Below are 19,408 nucleotides of genomic sequence, written 5' to 3' on the forward strand. Positions count from 1 at the left end.
TTTATACTCCTTTCATCTCCGGATCCCATATCACCTTATGCATCTGAATCTGAAGATTCACTCCTGTCAACTGTCTTTCCTTCATAAACTCTACCATCTCAACTGGTTCTATTCTCCCAAATACAGGGCTTAAATAGCAGGCACATCTTCCACGAAGTGTATATTCCTCCATGATCTGCACTGCCCGTATAAGATCTTCTCTGCTGCCAGATACAAATTTCACTGTATCCACCGTCCGCAGTTTTTTTAGATTGGAAAGATTCATTCGATCTTCCATTCCACTTCCCGGAAGCTTATAATCCATCGTCATGACCACTCTGTCACTTATGGATAAATATGGCGTAAGATCCACACTTCCATTGGTTTCAATTTCTATCGTCAGACTTTCATCCTCAGCCAAAAAAGCCAGTAGTTCTTTCATGCCCTTCTGAAGCAGAGGCTCTCCACCGGTAATGGTCACATTCTTTGCTCCTGACTGACGGACAATCTCATAAATTTCTTCCTTCGTCATCCATGTATAGGCAACATCCGGCTGATTCGCCCACATGGTATCGCAATAGCTGCATTTTAAATTACAGCCGGCAAACCGCAGGAACACTGCAAGCTGCCCTGCCCGCTTCCCTTCTCCGTTAATGCTTAAAAAGCTTTCTACTACCTGATAGCGCAACATAAATCTATTCCCGATAGGCAGCACAATTGTTCGGTGTCTCATAAACCAGTACCTCTACAACGTGATACCCCTTTCCTTTCATAGAATCGTAAAAATATTTTGCGAAATTTTCCGCCGTCGGACGCATTGGCAGGGAAATAATATCAAAATCTTCCTGCAGCAATGCATTGACCGTACTCAACTTTAAACTGTCATCTTCTATAATCAGTTTATGGTCAAATGCATTGACCATTCGTTTTACATCATCCTTCAGTTGGGAAAAATCTACTACCATTCCTCTGGTATTCCCCTCCGACTGAAGCTTATCATCCCCAACACTCACCACAACTCTCCAGCGATGTCCATGAATGTTGCTGCACTTTCCTTCATAACCTTTTAGAAAATGTGCCGCATCAAATTCATGTTCTGTTCTTAAAATATACATTCTTATAACTCCTTTATCCATTCCACACGCAGTGTTTTTATAGAATAGGAAAAGAAATTTCCTCTCCTATAAAAAGAATTTTACAAAAAGGGACAGGCATACATACGCCTGTCCCACAAAGATTCTCCTCTTCGATTCTGGTCCTAGTTTTATTTATAGACAGGATGGTACAAGCGAACTGTCTTTATCAGATCAGAAGCCTCTCCCATCTGATAACATATTCTATTACATAAGATTCATCTTATCATTATTTTCTATGCAAGTCAAATCTTTGCGATGATTCCTTCAATAAACTTCTTCGTATTAATCTTACCCGCGTAGGCAGTTGCATCCTTGATATGCTGCATCTCCTGTCGAACCTGACGAAAATCAAACAGAGTGGATGCATATTTGGTAAAAATAGGATCATAATAATCCTCGCATCCGATTTCCGCCACATTAATCAGGGCCTTCTGGATCGTCCTTCGAATCCTCTGTTCCATATTCTTCCGATTCACAGCCAAATTCTCATTGCCGTAAAGCTTTCGGCACACATCCTCATAAACATCCTTTAGCCGATACTTACACATACGGTTGGCCGTCTGTGATCGATAAATCGCCTTTAACACCTCCTTGGTCTCTTCTGTTCCAGAAAATCCAACAATTCCGATTTCTGTAAAAATCTCATCGATCCTACTGTCAATATCCGGTTTTTGTGTAATCATCGGCTCCGTCTCTGATCCAAGCAACGCCTTCTTAATGGCACTCATGGACTGTTCTAGCTCAATCATCTTCTTCACATTTCCCAGTACAGAAACCGTTTCAATGGCATTCACCGGCTTATTAATATAGAACATAACCCCGCTTTCGTAAGCCTTTGAAATCATCTCTGCATCCTCAACACAGGAAATCATAATAATCTTTCCATGAAACCCCTTTTGAACCGCTTCCTTTACGATCTCGATGCCTTCTTTTCCCGGCAATAAGAGATCAATCAGTAAAATATCCGGACGATAGAATAAGATATCTTCCACCGCATGACCGCCCTCCTCCAGCTGTGCGACCACTGTTCCAAGTTGATTCTGCCGAATTAACAGACTCAAGATCATGCGAATGCTTTTATCATCATCTATGATCATATATTTCATCTTTCCTCTCCCTTCATTGGTAACCATATGGTAAATTCTGTCCCCTTTCCTTCCTGACTCTCTACCTGTATACTTCCCTTTCTTTTTTCTACAATTTCTTTGACATGGCACAATCCAATGCCACTGGATATTTCTCCGGTATGCACATCAAACTTGGTGGAAAATCCCGGCGAAAAGATACATTCCTGTATCTCTTTGCTCATGCCACAGCCGGTATCCATCACCGACAAAAAGAAATGATCCTCAATCTTATCATAAGTAACGCAGATTTCATCTCCATCCTCACATGCATCCACCGCATTGATGATCAGATTATTTAAAATTACAAAAATATCATAATATTGCACCACTTTCCCGTCTGTAACGGAAAGAAAGCGGATATCCACCTGCTTCCCAAGACTTTCCATTTGATGCATCATACTGGTTTTGATAATTTTAAATATTTCTTTAATATCCATCGTCTCAGACTCATCTACCTGTTTGATCATACTGGAAAGCCCAGATACCAGCCGATAATAATCCTTCTTGATCTCATGAATCTGAATCGCAACGTTCAATGCATCCTCATTCTTGCTCTCATCATAAATCTTATGAGCAAGCTTCATAGCACCTTCCAGATCCTTTTGGGATTTTTTCAGATAAAATACCTCCGCATAGATATTCACAAGAAAATCATTGAGCCGCTCGTATCTTTTCTGATGTTCCCGTTGAATGATCAACAGACGATGATGATCGTAGGTGACGCTCAGCACCCAGATGGCAGCACAGCGAATCAAGGCACAAAGCAACAACAGGCGCAGAGAAATCCGATCCATCCCGTCTAATATCATGACCTCCACCAGATTGCTGATAAAATCAATGATTCCCACTACTATAATTTTTTCTGTTCTGCCTCTATTCTTTAATTCCTGCAACAGGATGCTGCATAAACTTCCATATACAATATAATAGGTAAATGTAGAATATGCAAGCTGCATTTGCTGTCCTGCAACACCCTGAGGACCAATCGTATAAATTATCCAACGCAAAGCAGTTGCAAACACCCCGCTGTAAAGCGCAAGCAGGAACGGTGGATATTTCTCAGTACCATTGGCCATCCAGAATCCAAGTAAGATAACCCCGATCGTAACATAAAAATGAATGCCAGGGACTGGAGCAAAATAAAACTGGCTTACGACTCCTACTAGAAATCCATATTTTATGTAATTGGGTATTTTTATTTTTTTCTTCATTTTTCTTTCCTTTTTGAATCTTTTTCCTAATATTTTTGACATTTTTTTAATTTTTTTGTAGTTTTTTGTAACCCCTATGTATAATTATTTTATCATAGATTTATAGTATTTACTAATGATCAATGATATCAGTCCTTTTTTACATTTGTAGATTAGGGCTGTTTTCTTGCGGATACACATCTGTATGTTTCCACAGGAAAATACAAATATTATATTAAGGAGATGAAACAATGAATAAGACAAAAATCTGGATTGCCGGAGCCAATGGACAATTAGGAACTGCCATCTGTGATCAGATTGACTATACCAAGTATACCTTATTATCTACGGATATCGACTTGGATATTACAAATCTGGAAGAGGTTACTTCTTATATTAACATGACACATCCAAACGTCATTATCAATTGTGCCGGTATGACCGATCTGGAAGAATGTGAAAAGGATATGATTCAGGCATATAAGGTCAATGCCATTGGTGCCCGCAACTTATGTGCAGCTTCCCGTTCTATCGGAGCTAAATTTGTTCAGATTTCCACCGATGATGTCTTTGACGGAAGACGCCAGGTTGCATTAAATGAATTTGACAATGTCTTTCCGATCACTATCTATGGTAAATCCAAATTAGCAGGAGAAAATTTCGTTCGTGAATTAAATCCAAAGCATCTGATCATCCGAAGCTCCTGGATTTATGGAAATGGAGAAAACAATTTCGTATCTCATATCTTGAAAGAGGCGAAAACAAAATCCGTCATTCAGGTTCCTTCTGACCAATTCAGTACTCCAACCAGTGCCAAAGAACTCGCAAAATTTATCCTGCATCTGCTGGAAACCAATGAGTACGGCACCTATCATGCTTCCTGCGAAGGTATGTGCAGCCGTTATGAATTCGCTAAGGTAATCTTAAAGCTTGCCGGCATTACTGATGTAACCGTCGAGCCAGTATTATCCGCATCGGGCGAATCTGTTGTCAGCCGAGGCCGTTACACTATCCTGGACAATCTCATGATGAAGCTTACTGATAGCTATGAAATGCCTCAGTGGAGAGATGCCTTAGCTGATTATATCAATTCTTTAAACAAATAGGAGGATACACTATGACAACGAAAACAGAAAAGAAAAAAATCGGGCTTACCACACTGATTTTTATTTCTCTTATCGCGGGGGCAGTAGTTGGAATTTTGATGCACTACTTTATGCCAGCCGGATACATCCGAGATGAAATTTTTGTAAATGGCATCTTCTACATTCTCGGACAGGGATTCATTCGATTAATGCAGATGTTGGTAGTACCTCTGGTATTCTGCTCCCTGATCTGCGGAGCATCTGCTATCGGTGATACCAAAACACTGGGTAAAGTAGGCGTAAAAACAATCTGTTTCTATCTTTTTACCACTGCTGTAGCCGTTACAGTAGCCATTACGGTGGCCCGATGCATCAACCCTGGTATCGGACTTGATATTTCTTCCATCGAAAAAGGAGAAGCCACCATTGCTGAAAAAACAAGCTTTGCAGATACACTGCTCAATATCATTCCAAAGAACCCTATTCAAAGTCTGGCCGAAGGTGAGATGCTTCAAATCATCGTATTTGCGCTGATCATTGGTATTATCCTTGCCAAATTAGGGGATAAAGCAGATACGGTTTCCAGTTTCTTCACACAATTTAATGACATTATGATGGAAATGACCAGCATGGTCATGGGACTGGCTCCAATCGGTGTGTTCAGCTTAATCGCAAAGACATTCGTAGGAATCGGATTTGATGCTTTTGTTCCAATGTTAAAATACATGGGATCTGTTATGGGCGGTCTGGTACTGCAGTGTCTGGTCGTTTATATGATATTATTAAAATTATTCACCGGATTAAATCCTTTACGTTTCCTGAAGAAGTTTCTTCCGGTTATGGGATTTGCTTTCTCAACCGCAACTTCCAACGCTACGATTCCGTTATCCATCGATACATTGGATAAGAAAATGGGAGTATCCAAACGGATTTCTTCCTTCACCATTCCATTAGGTGCAACCATCAACATGGACGGAACTGCTATCATGCAGGGGGTCGCTGTCGTATTTGCCGCTCAGGCGTATGGAATTCCTTTAGGAATCGGCGATTACGTTACCGTTATCGCAACTGCCACTTTAGCTTCTGTAGGAACCGCTGGTGTTCCTGGTGTTGGATTGATTACGTTATCTATGGTATTCGCCTCTGTCGGACTTCCAGTAGAAGCCATCGCACTGATCATGGGTATCGACCGAATCCTCGATATGGCACGTACTGCGGTTAACATCACCGGTGACGCTGTATGTACTACCATCGTTGCCTGTCAGGATGGATCCTGTGATAAAGAGGTATTCTATGCTGACGTTCCTTCAAAATAAAAGGGGGATTGTATTATGAAGCACACTCGTTTACGTTCTTTTTTGCTTCTGTTTCTCTGTTTTGTCATTTTCATGACTGGGTGTCAAGCCGGTTCTTCAGATAAGAATACATCTTCTACAGAGAAAAAGGACTACAACATTGAAATCACCGACGATATTCAGAAAATTATCGACCGCGGATACTTAATTGTTGGCTGTAAGACTGATGTTCCAGGATTTGGATATTATAATGCCGAATCCAAAACCTGGTCTGGAATGGAAGTGGATCTTGCCTATCAGCTAGCAGGAAAAATCTTTGATACCACCCCAGAAAAAGCCAAAAAGGAAAAATTAGTTACCTTCGTAAAGGCCACAGTGGAAAATCGAAGCACACTGTTAGTGGAACATACTGTAGACTGCGTCATCGCCACCTTTACCATTACCAAGGAACGCCAGGAGGCTTTCCTATTCTCTGATTCTTATTATACCGATGCCATCGGATTAATGGTAAAAAAGACTTATTCTGATAAAAACAGCCTGGGAACCACCGGAATCACTTCCATCAAAAAATTAGATGGTAAGAAGGTGGGTGTTGCAAAAAATGCCGATACCAGAGCCCATATGCTCAATTACATCAGACAACGCTCTTTGAATGTGGCACCGATTTTCTTCGAATATTCTTCTTACGAAGCACTTTATAGAGCACTGAAAAATGGCACCATCGATGTATTTGCTGTTGATACCAGTATCCTGAATGGTTATCTGGATGACAGCCTTACCATCCTTCCTGACCGTTTTGCACAACAAAATTACGGAGTAGCCGCTCCGAAGGACAGCCAGGGCCTGATCGATGCTGTCAACGTAGTCATTGACCAGTACGGTTATTAATTATATGAGAAAGAGGATTGCTCCCGTCAAACACAGACGAGACAATCCTCTTTTCTTATTGATTCTTATTTATTTTTTACAGATCATTACCAACTTCAATACTGATCTCATTGAATTTATCCAAAATGTGATCAATTCCAACCTTCTGCTTTTCTTCACCCTTTAAATCCATAATCGCTTTTCCCTGATGCATCATGATCAAACGATCTCCGTATTCTACTGCATATCTCAGGTTATGGGTAACCATAATAGCGGTTAACCCCTTTTCCCTTACAAAACGCTGAGTCAGCATCATATTAATATCTGCCGTCTTCGGATCCAGTGCTGCTGTATGCTCATCTAAAATCAGAAAATCAAGTGGTGTCATCGTAGACATCAAAAGTGCCAATGCCTGCCTCTGCCCGCCAGACAGGGAACCAACCTTTACATGAAGCTTATCCTCCAGTCCAAGATTCAACTGACTTAGCAGTTCTTTATAGGCATTGATCCTCTTTCGATTGGTACCAAAACGAAGATTAAAGCTTTTTCCTTTGTTATCTGCCAATGACATATTTTCCAAAATGGTCATGCTGGGACACGTTCCCATAGAGGGATCCTGATATACCCTTCCTATGGTTTCATAACGCTTATATTCCTTTACTTTTGTAATATCCTTCCCATTGATATAGATAGAACCGGCATCTGGCTGAACACTTCCACAGATCATATTTAACATAGATGTTTTTCCAGATCCATTACTTCCGATCACCGCAATAAACTCGCCTTTTTCTACTTTCAAATTAAAGTTTTTGAAGAGACACATTTCATTAATGGTTCCTAAATTATAATATTTATCAATATTTCTTAATTCCAGCATCTACTTCACCTTCTTCTTTCTATCCATGGTTGCGATCAAAATAATCAAAAACAGCGTAGAAGTAATCAGCTTCATATCGGTTGCAGACATTCCAAGCTCAATTGCAGCTGCCACACAACCTTTATACAGAATCGCTCCGATCACCACTGATGTAGTCGCCTTTATCTTAGATACATTTTTAAAGATATTGGTCCCAATAATAACACTGGCAAGACCGATGACCATGGTACCTGTTCCCATGGAAATATCAAAAAATCTCTGCTGCTGACACATAACACAGCCTGAAAGTGCTACCAGTCCATTGGCAATGGCAAGTCCTACGATTTTTACCTTTCCACTGTCCTTGGCAAGGGAGGTGACGATGGTTTCATTGTCACCAACTGCTCTTAGTAAATATCCGGAACGGGTAATCAAATACGCATCCAGCAGAAGCTTTCCAACAAGCGCTACTACCAGTATGATGATCATGGTTTTATAAGGTTTGATTCCTCCCTGAAAAATTCCATCCATAACGCTGTTTTTAAAGATTGTTTCTTCTCCAAACAGCGGTAGATTGGCCTTTCCAGCAATCCGAAGATTGATTGAATATAAAGCTGTCATAACAATGATACTGGACAACAGGTCTCTGACTTTAAACTTTACGTGGATAACTCCTGTCGCAACTCCGGATATTGCTCCAGCCAGCGTTGCTATGAACAACGTTGCATAGGGATTGACCCCTTTCATAATCAAAACAGCAGTAACGGCTGCCCCCAGCGGGAAGCTGCCGTCTACTGTCAGATCCGGAAAATCCAAGATTCTATATGTAATGTATACACCAAGGGACATAATCGCATAGATCATTCCCTGCTCTAAAACTCCTGTAATTAAGGATCCCATAAAAGATTCCTCCTAATCTGATTCTTTATTTTGATTCACTGATCTTGTCAAATGTTTCATCTGCTTTTACATCGTCGCTGATCTTGATCTTCATATTATCTGCAACTTTTTCATTAACATAAATCTTTGGTTCTGTGATCACTTCATAATTCATTTCAGAAGCTTTTTTCTCACCTTTCAATACTTTGGCTGCCATCTTACCTGTCTGTTCTCCAAGATCCATATAATCCAGACCTGCTGCTGCCAGACATCCGATCTTCACCTGTTCAATTTCAGATCCAAACACTGGAATATTCTTCTCATTTGCCTTATCCAAAATAGTTGGAAGACTGGATACGACTGTATTATCGGTTAAGTTTACGATACAATCCACTTCCTTTAAGATACTGTCTGTTGCAGTTGGGATATCTGCACTTGCACTAACACCTCTTTCTACGACTTCGAAATCATAATCCTTAGCCAGCTTCTGGTAGGATGCAAGCTGAGAATCGGAATTGGTTTCGCTTGTTGTATGTAAGATACCAATCTTCTTTGCTTCTGGAAGAATCTGACGAATCAATTCTAACTGCTTTTCATATGGATAAGCATCGGAGGTTCCAGTAACTTCTCCCACCGGTTTTCCATCTTTATCTGCTAATTTTGCTGCAACTGGATCAGAAACTGCTGTATAGATAACAGGAATTCCCTCTTCTTCTGCCACGTTGTAACATGCCATAGCACTTGGTGTTGCAATGGCGCACATCAAATCCACCTCTTCAGAAAGGAAATTGGTTGCAATCTGAGAAGCTGCACCTGTATCGGACTGAGCATTTTCATACTTCACCTCCAGGTTTTCACCTTCTGTATATCCTTCTTCCTCTAACCCTTTTAAAAATCCTTCTCTACAGTTATCCAAAGAACCATGCTCTGCAAACTGCTGGATTCCAATGGTTACCGCTTCTTCCTTCTCGGATCCTCCACATCCTGTTAACATTGTTCCTGCTAAAACTACGCTTAAACCGAGTGTTAATAATTTTTTTCTCATTTTTCTTCTCCTTTACAATCCTTTTATTCCGTGAAAACAAGCATGAGTGTTCTGTATTCATCTTATCCATCTACCGGGGGTTTTTATTACATAAAACTTCTTAATGAAATAAATCACAACCACCGGCTCAGCCGGTGGTTTGTACTTGCCCTATAAGGGCAAATTACCGGCACTAGAGTCTAAAGACTCATCGAATGGTTCGCCAACTGCAACATCATTTACCTATGGAGCCCTAAAGGGCTCATTTTATTTATTTGCTTTTACTGGCTCACCCGTAAACGGGTCAATATACTCTTTTAGTGTCATTTGATCATATTCTAAATCCTCTTTTAACTGATTTTGAATATACTCTTGTATTTTCTTTGCATTCTTCCCTACAGTATCTACATAATATCCTCGACACCAGAAATGTCTATTTCCATATTTATACTTTAAATTTGCATGTCGTTCGAATATCATGAGTGTACTTTTTCCCTTTAAATACCCTACAAAACTTGAAACACTTATACTTGGCGGAATCCTCACCAGCATATGTACATGATCTGGACAGATTTCTGCCTCCACTATTTCTACACCTTTTCTTTTGCATAGCATACTCAGAATATTAGCTATATCTTGTTTTAACTTTCCGTATGCCACTTTTCTTCTATATTTTGGTGCAAAAACAATATGATACTTACAATTCCATTTTGTATGTGATAAACTACTAATATCCATTTGGATAACCTCCTTTGATTTTATGTGGTTGGCGAACCAACATAATTATATCATTGGAGGTTTTTTACTGTAAGCTGAAGCAATGCTGACTCACCGGCTGAGCCGGTGGTTTCTTTGTTCCTCAAAGTTTCGTTTCTCTGCCTGAGAAACTCCACAATGATGAACAGGCTTAAAGCCTAACAAAAAAATCCCAAGCTATATCTTATAGCTTGAGACGAAAATTTCTTCCGCGGTACCACTCAAATTGATCATTGAATATCCACTTTATCATATACTATCATATATGTCCACTTGATAACGGGTTAGAATCCCGGCATCTCCTACTAACTTCAAAGATACCCTCAAAAGTCCATTCAATAAAAGTTCCCGTGCTGTATTCTCACCAACGACAGCTCTCTTTAACGTTCACACATTATCTACTACTCTTTTTCAACGGTTTGATTTATTTGTTGTTTTTATTCTAAGACCATTTCTTTTATTTGTCAATCCTAAATTTTCAAATCTTATCCATTATTTATAAAAGGCATGTCCCTCATATTCGAACAGACGGGTCAGGCTACGGTCAAACCAGCTGACGTTTTCCGGATCCGCCAGCGAGCGTTCCACAAAGTACAATGCTCCCTGAGAATAATCCTCTCCCTTTAGCGCCCGATCCACACTTTCTCTGGAACTCTCTGTCACATTCACCGAATCATATCTTCCGTCGGCAGTAGGAGAAAATTGTACTGCACCATGATCTCTCTGGAAGACTACTCCCGCTATGCTATCCGGGAATTCTTTGGATTTCCATCGATTAATGACCACATTGGCTACCAAAATCTTGCTTTTCATATCCTTATCCGTGGCCTCAGCTTCCACGATTCTAGATAGAATTCGAAACTCCTGATCCGAAATCTGATAAATGCGTCTTGCGGGAAATGCCTCGCTCTTTGCGGTAACGTCGATCATATTCAACGATTTTTGTAATGGCCTTGCTTCCTTTAACAGCTGTTCATCCAATATGGTCTCATAAGAATTGACAGCTGCCAATGGATAAAACTCCTGTTCCATTGTATTTGCAAAGGTATTGGACGGCACAGCCGATGCGATTAGAAATCCGCCAGCAAGCGCCAGCTTGGCATACAATTTATATTTCATGTTCATACACTTCCTTTTCATTATGTACTAATTAAATTGTATGCAGGTTTTCTTTCAAATATGTTACATTTTGTTCATTACTTTTACTTATATTCTTAACAATTTATTGTTTTTTATTCTAGGAATGGGATAAATCCAAATCATTTTTGTCCACCACGATGACTCCCATTTCTTCTGCACGATTTTTTATGGTCATTTCTTTCTGATTGATCTCGTTGGTCGTAATGATGACTGCCTTTGCACCGTCTCCACCAAACCTCTGTGCATATTGCTTGATTTCATTTAAATCCACTGCATTGATCTTTCTCATCTTACAGGAAATAAAGATTGGCGTATTCTTTTTCCGAATCAGCAGATCGATCTCATTCTTAACATCAAAGTCTTCTCCCAAAACTCCATTCCAATCCAAAATCACACTTTCCATGACCTCATCATATTCTTGGGAAAGACAAGCCGCAATGTATACATACATTTCAAGCCAGCTCCCAGTGACCAGCAGCGATTCCTTTGCAAACGGACTGGTATAAGTAAAAGAGATTTCCTCTTCTCCAATACAAACATCCTTCAAAAGTCCAAATTCTTCCATCTTGAAAAACCACTTTTTATCTGCATATACAGTAATATTATTTTGAACCACCTGCGCATTGCTGGTTTTCACTGCCAATGCATCGTGCAGTTCATTTTTACGCATGCAATTCTGCAGATACTGGGAATAACGCATATATTCTTTTTGATTTTTTAATATGAAAACCGCACATTCTAAAATGATCTGATAATCGATTTCTTTTGGAATACGATGCATATTCTTCTCGATGCAGCCTCCATTTAACTGAACGATCATCTCCAAAGTCAGATCCATCGGCTCAAAATCTCCTGCATATTCCTCTCCATCTTCCCAGTTAGATGCGATTCCACGTTGATAATCTATGCTGATCGTCGGAATCCCACGCACAATACAGTTATAAAACACAGCAATGTTCAGCAGAGGATCTCCACCACAGATTTCTACCAAAATTTCTGAATGATTCTTGAATACTTCATTCATCCAGACTCTAATTTCTTCTCTGACTGCATCTGTTCCTGATACTTCTACAGGAATCACGATCACTTTGGTTTCCGGGCTATATTGGGAAAGAAAGTCCAACAGACCCTTTCTCTTTCTCCTGTCCACTGTCGTAGGACAGAGGATATAAAATGTATCTGGGTGATATAACAGACATCCACCAATATTTTCATTTAGATGTTCCTGATCGAATATTTCTATAAGACATTCTACTTTCTTCTTCATATTTCATCTCCTGTCTTTTTGCATTTTCCTCTCTATAAGCTTATTATAATATGTTATCTAAAATAGAACAACTATAAGAAATTCAAGGAATTTCTTTATGTAATAAAAAACTGCCGGAACTCCGACAGTTTTTTCTGTTTTATGCTTTTTTCTCGTCATCAGCAAAAAGACGAGCCAGACGATAAGCCGGGTTATGTCTTGAATGATCATCTATCTCGACTTACTGTTACCAGCAAGCTCCAGCGACCCACCTGAGAACAAGCCGGGCAAGCTTATGGTTCTCAATTCGGTCTTGCTTCGAATGGGGTTTACATGTGCCCTGCCTGTTACCAGCCAGGCGGTGAGCCCTTACCTCGCCTTTCCACCCTTACTTCCGGCAAATGCAGGAAGCGGTTTATTTCTGTTGCACTTTCCTTGGAGTCACCTCCACCGGACGTTATCCGGCATCCTGCCCTGTGAAGCCCGGACTTTCCTCACCTGCCAACAAGCAGGCGCGACCATTTATCTGACTCGAAATCATATTTTAACATAATTTAGACCTGAAAGCAACCTCCACCGATAAATTCCCGCAAAATAGAGCTTCTTGGAATATCTTCACTTTTGACATTTAAGAAATAATCAAAAAACTTTAACAACCTTTTGGCTTCCTGATACTCGACAGAATCCCTTGGAACAGCAAATAATAACGGCTCTGCATATTGTTTTAAGACAGCCAATTCATATACCTGTGCAGAATTGAACATAACATCGGCCTCCTCCTGATAAGGAAAGATGTTTCGTTCCTCTCCAGCCCGGACGGAATGCCAACGAGCAATGGTGGATCTGGCATCCACGCCTCTAAATTGTGCATCTCTGACAATCCTCCGGATCAATCTGCCATCTGTGGTCGGTATCCGATTATGCTGATCGATGGCCAGCTGCGTAAGGGCGCTGACATATATCTTATACTTACATTCCTTCGGAAGATCCTTTGACAGCTTTTCATTTAGTCCGTGAATTCCTTCAATGATCAACACATCATTTTTCTGGATTTTTAGAGGCTTTTCCATTCTTTCGCTGATACCGGTGATAAAATTATACCGCGGCATCACAACTTCCTTTCCATCCAGAAGATTCATCATGCACTGATGAAATAGAGGAATATCCAGACATTCAATGCTTTCAAAATCATAATTGCCATATTCATCTTTCGGAGAATAGTGACGATCTCGGAAGAAATCATCCAGTGAGATCGGATGCGGACGCAAACCGTGAATCTTTAACTGAATGGCAAGCCGATGGGAAAAGGTCGTCTTTCCAGATGAAGAAGGACCTGCGATCAGTATGATTCGTTTGTTCTTATCCACAATTTCTCTTGCAATCTTATTGAGCAGATTCTCCTGGAGTGCCTCCTGGACAAGAATCAGCTCCTGAATCTCTCCTCTGGTAATGACATCATTTAAGGATCCAACATCCGAAATTCCCATGGTCTTTGACCATTCCTTCGATCTTTGCAACACGCGAAGCAGCTTCGGCTGAGGCTTCAATGGAGGAATTTTTTCTGGTTCCTCTCTTTTGGGCAGCCGTAAAAGCAGATACTGCCCCATAGTATCCACCTGAAAATATTTCAGCTTTCCCGTACGAGGAAGCATATATCCATAAAAATAATCCTCATAATCATCAATGCGGTAAAGATTGGTTTTGGAGGATCTGCGATATTTTAATAGCTCTACTTTATCATATCGCTTTAATTTTCCAAAATGATCCACTGCATCCTGTGTCCCCATGGTAAACTTCTGTATCGGAAGATCCATGCTGACCAGTTCTGTCATGCGATTTTGAATCTGCTCTGCCAGGTCTTTAAAGAGTATCTTATCTTCTCGATTTAATTCATAAAAAAGAGCATTTCCAACGGAATGTAAAATAGTAACATTCAGATGATCCTTATCTCCCAGCACATCATATACGGCCTTAAAAAACAACAGATTGGCGCTTCTTTTATATGTCAGATATCCTGGTCCGCTGGATGCGGTCAAAAATTCTATCTCCCCATCCTCTTTTATTTCCATCTGTAGTTCCTTTAATTTTTGATTCTGCTGAGCCAACATGGCACAGTCTGACAAGCCCAGCTGATCTGACAGCTGTTCATACGTAGTTCCTTCTTCGACCTGATAGATACGGTCTTTTACTGTTACACGAATCATCTAAATCCCTCCAGTACACTAGATTACTTTATAAGGACTCCCTGCTTTGACAGCAATCACATCCAAAGAAGTCTTCTCTTTAAGAAATTCTGCCACATAATCTACAAAAATATACTCGGTTCCATAATGCCCTGCTTCAATGATAGCCAATCCCATATCCATAGCATCCAACCCTTCGTGATGCCCAATATCTCCTGTGATCAATACATCTGCACCGCATGCCAATGCTTCCTTCACCATACTGCGCCCGGAGCCTGGAGAGATCGCTACCTTAGAAACCTGCTTTTCTTCTTTCCCAAAAAGCAGTACATGTTCCAGCTTTAACGCCTTCTTCACAAATTCCGCATATTGACCAAGGTTCATTGGTTCTGGAAGCGTAGAGACCCTTCCGATGCCTTCCACCCTATCCTCTTCTTCTACGGTTACCTCTAGCGGTCTGGCATCTTCTGGAAATCCAAGATAGGATCCCGCTAAATCTGCCATGCCGATCACATCAAAGTTGGTGTGCATTGCAAAACAGGCAATTTGATTCTCCATCAGCTTCAACAGCTTTCTCCCCATAAAGTCCTGATCATTGATTGCTTTGATGGATGAGAAAAGTACCGGATGATGGGTGATGATCATATCCACTCCTTCTTCTACAGCCCTGTCTACCACCTCATTGGTTGCATCTAAAGCCACCAGAACCTTTTTCACTTCTTGATCACTTCTTCCTACCAGAAGTCCTACATTATCCCAGGAGCAGGCATATTGCTTCGGTGCAAATGCTTCTAACAGCTCCATTAATTCCTTACCTTTCATAATATGCCAATGCTCCTTTCAACTGAACGAATTGTGCCTGAATTTCTAACTTTCTTTTCTTTGCCGATGGGGTTTCAACCTTCTCTAGCTGCTCCATGATTTTTTCATAAGATGCAATCGTTCCATTCAGATATTCTTTCAATACCGGATTCTTTTCCTTTAACAGATATGGACCATACGCTTCCTCTACCGCTCCAAAGGAAGCTCCCTCTCCCTTTTTCGCTTTCATAGCCACATAATACTTTCCATCCTCGATCAACATTTCTTCCCGGACTATGATATAGCCATTCTCCTTTAAAAAGCGACGAACCTTAAACCATTCAGACTGAGGTTGTAAAATCAGTTCTTTTGGAAGCTTCTCCCGTCCACCTGACAAAATCTTTTCCATAAGGTCTCCGCCCATACCGGCAATGACAGCGGTGTCAGCCTCTCCATCCTGATAATTTTCAAATCCATCAGAAAGACGGCATACTGCCTTTTCTTCTAAGCAGTATGCCTGAATATGCGCTTTCGCCCGTTCCAGTGGCCCTTTTCCTACATCCATGGCCAGAGCAGACGGTATGCGATTTTTCTGAATCAGGTAAATTGGTATGTATCCATGATCTGTCCCAATGTCTACCAGACGATTTCCTTCGGAAACCATATCTGCAATTGTCTGTAAACGCTTTGATAACTCCATAGATTTCACCATTTTAATCCAGATAATCTTTTAATTTACGGCTTCGGCTAGGATGTCTTAATTTGCGAAGTGCTTTTGCTTCAATCTGACGAATACGTTCTCTTGTTACGTTGAATTCCTTTCCAACTTCTTCCAATGTACGTGCACGTCCATCCTCTAATCCAAAACGGAGACATAATACCTTCTGTTCTCTTTCCGTAAGGGTTCCAAGAACCTCTACCAGCTGTTCCTTTAATAACGTAAATGCAGCCGCTTCTGCAGGTACCGGTACATTTTCATCCTGAATGAAATCACCTAAGTGGCTGTCTTCCTCTTCGCCAATTGGTGTTTCTAAAGAAACAGGCTCCTGAGAAATCTTTAAGATTTCTCTGACACGATCTACCGGCATGTTCATCTCTGCTGCAATTTCTTCTGGTGCCGGCTCTCTTCCTAATTCCTGTAACAGCTGGCGGGATACGCGGATCAATTTATTGATGGTCTCTACCATATGAACTGGAATACGGATGGTTCTTGCCTGATCTGCAATGGCACGGGTAATCGCCTGACGAATCCACCAGGTTGCATAGGTACTGAATTTAAACCCTTTATCATAATCAAATTTTTCTACCGCTTTGATCAGACCCAGATTTCCTTCCTGGATCAGATCTAAAAACAGCATGCCTCGTCCCACATAACGTTTTGCAATGCTGACTACCAAACGAAGATTCGCTTCTGCCAGTTTCTTCTTTGCCCGTTCCCCGGCTTCTACCTGACGACGATATTCTTTTAATTTGGCTTCATAAACGACCTTTTCTTCTTCACTGGCTTCCGCCATCACTACTTCTATCTTCTCAATCTCTTCTTTGGCCTTTACGCCTTCTTCCATAGTCTGAGCAAGATCCTTTTCTTCTTCTGCTGTTAACAGAGGAACCTTTCCGATTTCCTTTAAATACATGCGGACAGGATCTTCAATACTGACGGAATCCGGCACAGAAATATCAATTTCCTCGATGTTTTCATCTTCCAGATCCACTTCCATATCGTCATCATCTTCTGTGATCGTCAGCATATCAATGCCCTTTTCTTCCAGATAGGCATAAATGGTTTCAATCAAATCTGGAGTCAGATTAAATCCTGCAAAATGCTTTTCTACCTGTGAATATTCCAGCGTATTTTTATTCTTTTTTCCTAATTTTACAAGTTCCTCTAGTTTCTGGGTGAACTTTAACATTGTTTCTTCCATGTTCTTCATCCTTCCATTTCTCTGATATTTTTAACCAAACTATAAAGAAATATGCAATTTCATAATATCTGCTTTTTCTTTGATTAACTCCTGCCATTCTAAGATGTCATTGGAACGACTCATTTTCGCTTCTATACTGGCTAACTTTACCTTTCTTACAATATCGGTAACGGCTTTTTCGTTATCCTCTGGCATAGGTGCCATCTTTAAGGTAGTATTAAACAGTCCAGCAACCTGCTTCTGTTCCTCTGTATCCACAAATTGATTAATGATCCTTGCCGGGCAAACCTGTCCGTCCTCTTCGTACTGTCCAAACAACATCATAGCTACAGAATGATACATTGGCTCCAGAAAATCATCTGGCGTCAAGATCCCTTTCAGTCGTTGAAACAGCACCGGTTCATTGACCAGCCACGTCAATAATAGTTTCTGAGGCTGCTTTTTACTCTCCTCTCTCATTTCCTTCTGGCTTGTCTGACGAACTGGCTTTATGCTTTCTTGTTTTTGTGAAATTCCGAGCGTTCCATAATGATTTACCAGCTGCTCCAGTTCCTTTCTGGATGCAAGATAGGCTGTGGAAACTGCCTCAATGTAGTTTCGGCGCTCCAAAGGCTCCTCAATCATTGCCAACTGCTTTGCCATCTCATGAAAACACTTTGTCTTGTCTTCCGGATCGTCCATGCGATACTTTCCTGCAATCTGATCCATCTGAAACATAAAACTGCTTTTTGCCTGGCGCAGTCTCTCTTCCATCGCTTCCACACCTGCTCCTTTGATGAATTCATCTGGATCCTTATAGGGACTTAAATCCAATACCCGAATGGACAATCCTGCCTCCTTCAAGATCGGAATGGCCCGGTTGGCCGCCCTGATCCCAGCATCATCACTATCAAAGGATAATACCACCCGGTCTGTATAACGCTTTAACAATACACCATGCCCGCTGGTGAATGCGGTTCCCAGAGAAGCCACTGCATTGGTAAATCCTGCCTGATGCATGGATATGACATCCAGATATCCTTCACACAGGATCAGTTCTTTTCTTCTGGAACTTCTGGCAAAATTCAAACCATATAAATTTCTGCTCTTATCAAAAAGCTTTGTCTCCTGTGAATTTAGATATTTCGGATTGCCATCTCCCATGACACGTCCTCCAAATCCAATGACCCGGTTATTCACATCCATAATGGGAAACATAACACGATTCCAGAATTTATCGCTGCCTCCATGCTTTTCATCAATGGAGACTAATCCAGAGTTCTTCATCTCCTCATCGGTATATCCTTTTTGTTTTAAAAACTGATATAGATCATCTCGATAAATATCCGCATACCCTAATCCAAAATGGCGGATGGTCTCATCCAAAATGCCTCTCTGCTGTAGATAACGAAGCCCCTTCTCTCCTCTGTCCCGGTGGAGTAATACATAATAATACTGGGCTGCCAGCTTATTCATCTCTCTGAGTCTTGCCTTCTCATCCGCTGCTCTTCTGGCTTCCTGTGATGTTTCCTGCTCTGGCAGTTCAATTCCTGCTCGATCCGCCAGCATCTGCATGGCCTCTGGGAATGTCATATTCTCATATTCCATCAGGAATGTAAAAATATTGCCACCTGCCCCGCAACCAAAGCAATAATACATCTGCTTATCTCTACTGACAGAAAATGAGGGTGATTTCTCATTGTGAAATGGACACAGGCCAAAATAAGAACTGCCTTTTTTCTTAAGAGATACATAGCCGGAAATCAAGTCCACAATATCATTCCTGCTTCGTACCTCCTCTATAAGATCATCTGAATAAAACATTTTCCCACCTCCCTGCTGTAACCTTAGAATCATCCCTCTAATATATATTATTCTACAAAAAATGCTGTATTCCTTTTTTTTTCTGAATTTGTATTCTTCCAGTTCAGGCACCGAAATCC

General features: G+C 40.8%; 18 protein-coding genes, 1 other RNA gene and 1 other annotated feature. Of the genes, 3 read left to right on the forward strand and 16 right to left on the reverse strand.

The genetic code is table 11. From position 1 onward, the window contains the following. Position 1: 1 nt before the first annotated feature. From queE to BHF69_RS05715, 4 genes are all read right to left on the reverse strand, one after another. On the reverse strand, positions 2–670 hold the full coding sequence (queE, locus tag BHF69_RS05700) for a putative 7-carboxy-7-deazaguanine synthase QueE (protein ID WP_143249496.1): 669 nt from the start codon (positions 668–670) through the stop codon (positions 2–4). Between the two features lie 4 nt (positions 671–674). Next, on the reverse strand, positions 675–1,094 hold the full coding sequence (gene queD, locus BHF69_RS05705) for a 6-carboxytetrahydropterin synthase QueD (protein ID WP_075670100.1): 420 nt from the start codon (positions 1,092–1,094) through the stop codon (positions 675–677). A 263-nt stretch (positions 1,095–1,357) separates the two neighbouring features. Continuing rightward, the gene (locus BHF69_RS05710) at positions 1,358–2,221 is read right to left on the reverse strand and encodes a response regulator (RefSeq protein WP_075671721.1); all 864 of its coding nucleotides are present in this window, start codon (positions 2,219–2,221) and stop codon (positions 1,358–1,360) included. Next, positions 2,218–3,453, reverse strand: coding sequence for a sensor histidine kinase (locus BHF69_RS05715; protein ID WP_158022560.1), 1,236 nt, complete (start codon positions 3,451–3,453; stop codon positions 2,218–2,220). Before BHF69_RS05715 ends, BHF69_RS05710 begins: the two co-directional genes overlap by 4 nt. 230 nt (positions 3,454–3,683) lie before the next feature. Between BHF69_RS05715 and rfbD the strand changes: the two genes are divergently transcribed. The 3 genes from rfbD to BHF69_RS05730 are packed head-to-tail and all read left to right on the forward strand — an operon-like array spanning position 3,684 to position 6,700. Further along, positions 3,684–4,538 carry a dTDP-4-dehydrorhamnose reductase gene (rfbD, locus tag BHF69_RS05720; protein WP_075670102.1) on the forward strand — a complete coding sequence of 285 codons (855 nt, stop codon included), beginning with the start codon at positions 3,684–3,686 and terminating at the stop codon, positions 4,536–4,538. 11 nt (positions 4,539–4,549) lie between these two features. Then, entirely contained in the window at positions 4,550–5,833 is a 1,284-nt protein-coding gene (locus BHF69_RS05725; protein WP_075670103.1) for a dicarboxylate/amino acid:cation symporter, read from the forward strand. Positions 5,834–5,848: 15 nt separating this feature from the next. Beyond that, positions 5,849–6,700: a transporter substrate-binding domain-containing protein gene (locus tag BHF69_RS05730; RefSeq protein ID WP_075670104.1), complete on the forward strand. Its 852-nt coding sequence runs from the start codon at positions 5,849–5,851 to the stop codon at positions 6,698–6,700. A 76-nt stretch (positions 6,701–6,776) separates the two neighbouring features. On the opposite strand, the gene BHF69_RS05735 is transcribed toward BHF69_RS05730, so the two are convergent. From BHF69_RS05735 to dnaG, 12 genes are all read right to left on the reverse strand, one after another. Beyond that, positions 6,777–7,556, reverse strand: a complete 780-nt coding sequence (locus tag BHF69_RS05735; RefSeq protein WP_075670105.1) for an ABC transporter ATP-binding protein — start codon at positions 7,554–7,556, stop codon at positions 6,777–6,779. After that, the gene (locus BHF69_RS05740; protein ID WP_075670106.1) at positions 7,557–8,435 is read right to left on the reverse strand and encodes an ABC transporter permease; all 879 of its coding nucleotides are present in this window, start codon (positions 8,433–8,435) and stop codon (positions 7,557–7,559) included. 25 nt (positions 8,436–8,460) lie between these two features. Next, a complete protein-coding gene (locus BHF69_RS05745; protein ID WP_075670107.1) occupies positions 8,461–9,459 on the reverse strand; it encodes an ABC transporter substrate-binding protein in 999 nt (332 codons plus the stop codon). A 246-nt stretch (positions 9,460–9,705) separates the two neighbouring features. Beyond that, entirely contained in the window at positions 9,706–10,176 is a 471-nt protein-coding gene (tnpA, locus tag BHF69_RS05750) for an IS200/IS605 family transposase (protein WP_075669051.1), read from the reverse strand. Positions 10,177–10,383: 207 nt separating this feature from the next. After that, positions 10,384–10,618, reverse strand: a binding site (T-box leader). A 68-nt stretch (positions 10,619–10,686) separates the two neighbouring features. Beyond that, complete coding sequence (locus tag BHF69_RS13755) at positions 10,687–11,313, reverse strand: cell wall hydrolase (protein WP_242946121.1); 627 nt, start codon at positions 11,311–11,313, stop codon at positions 10,687–10,689. Positions 11,314–11,431: 118 nt separating this feature from the next. Further along, positions 11,432–12,601 (reverse strand): DUF1887 family protein, encoded by a 1,170-nt coding sequence (locus BHF69_RS05760; protein WP_075670108.1) that lies wholly within the window; start codon positions 12,599–12,601, stop codon positions 11,432–11,434. Between the two features lie 166 nt (positions 12,602–12,767). Next, an RNA gene (gene rnpB / locus BHF69_RS05765) (RNase P RNA component class A) lies at positions 12,768–13,114 on the reverse strand. A gap of 20 nt (positions 13,115–13,134) precedes the next feature. Beyond that, positions 13,135–14,784 (reverse strand): nucleoside kinase, encoded by a 1,650-nt coding sequence (locus tag BHF69_RS05770; RefSeq protein ID WP_075670109.1) that lies wholly within the window; start codon positions 14,782–14,784, stop codon positions 13,135–13,137. Between the two features lie 18 nt (positions 14,785–14,802). Then, complete coding sequence (locus BHF69_RS05775) at positions 14,803–15,585, reverse strand: Nif3-like dinuclear metal center hexameric protein (protein ID WP_075670110.1); 783 nt, start codon at positions 15,583–15,585, stop codon at positions 14,803–14,805. Continuing rightward, on the reverse strand, positions 15,575–16,264 hold the full coding sequence (locus BHF69_RS05780; protein ID WP_075670111.1) for a tRNA (adenine(22)-N(1))-methyltransferase: 690 nt from the start codon (positions 16,262–16,264) through the stop codon (positions 15,575–15,577). Before BHF69_RS05780 ends, BHF69_RS05775 begins: the two co-directional genes overlap by 11 nt. 13 nt (positions 16,265–16,277) lie before the next feature. Then, a complete protein-coding gene (rpoD, locus tag BHF69_RS05785) occupies positions 16,278–17,486 on the reverse strand; it encodes an RNA polymerase sigma factor RpoD (protein ID WP_075670112.1) in 1,209 nt (402 codons plus the stop codon). 39 nt (positions 17,487–17,525) lie between these two features. Beyond that, complete coding sequence (gene dnaG, locus BHF69_RS05790; RefSeq protein ID WP_075670113.1) at positions 17,526–19,289, reverse strand: DNA primase; 1,764 nt, start codon at positions 19,287–19,289, stop codon at positions 17,526–17,528. Positions 19,290–19,408 lie beyond the last annotated feature (119 nt).

It is taken from the genome of Anaerostipes sp. 992a, from assembly GCF_001940245.1.
GTDB lineage: Bacteria > Bacillota > Clostridia > Lachnospirales > Lachnospiraceae > Fimousia.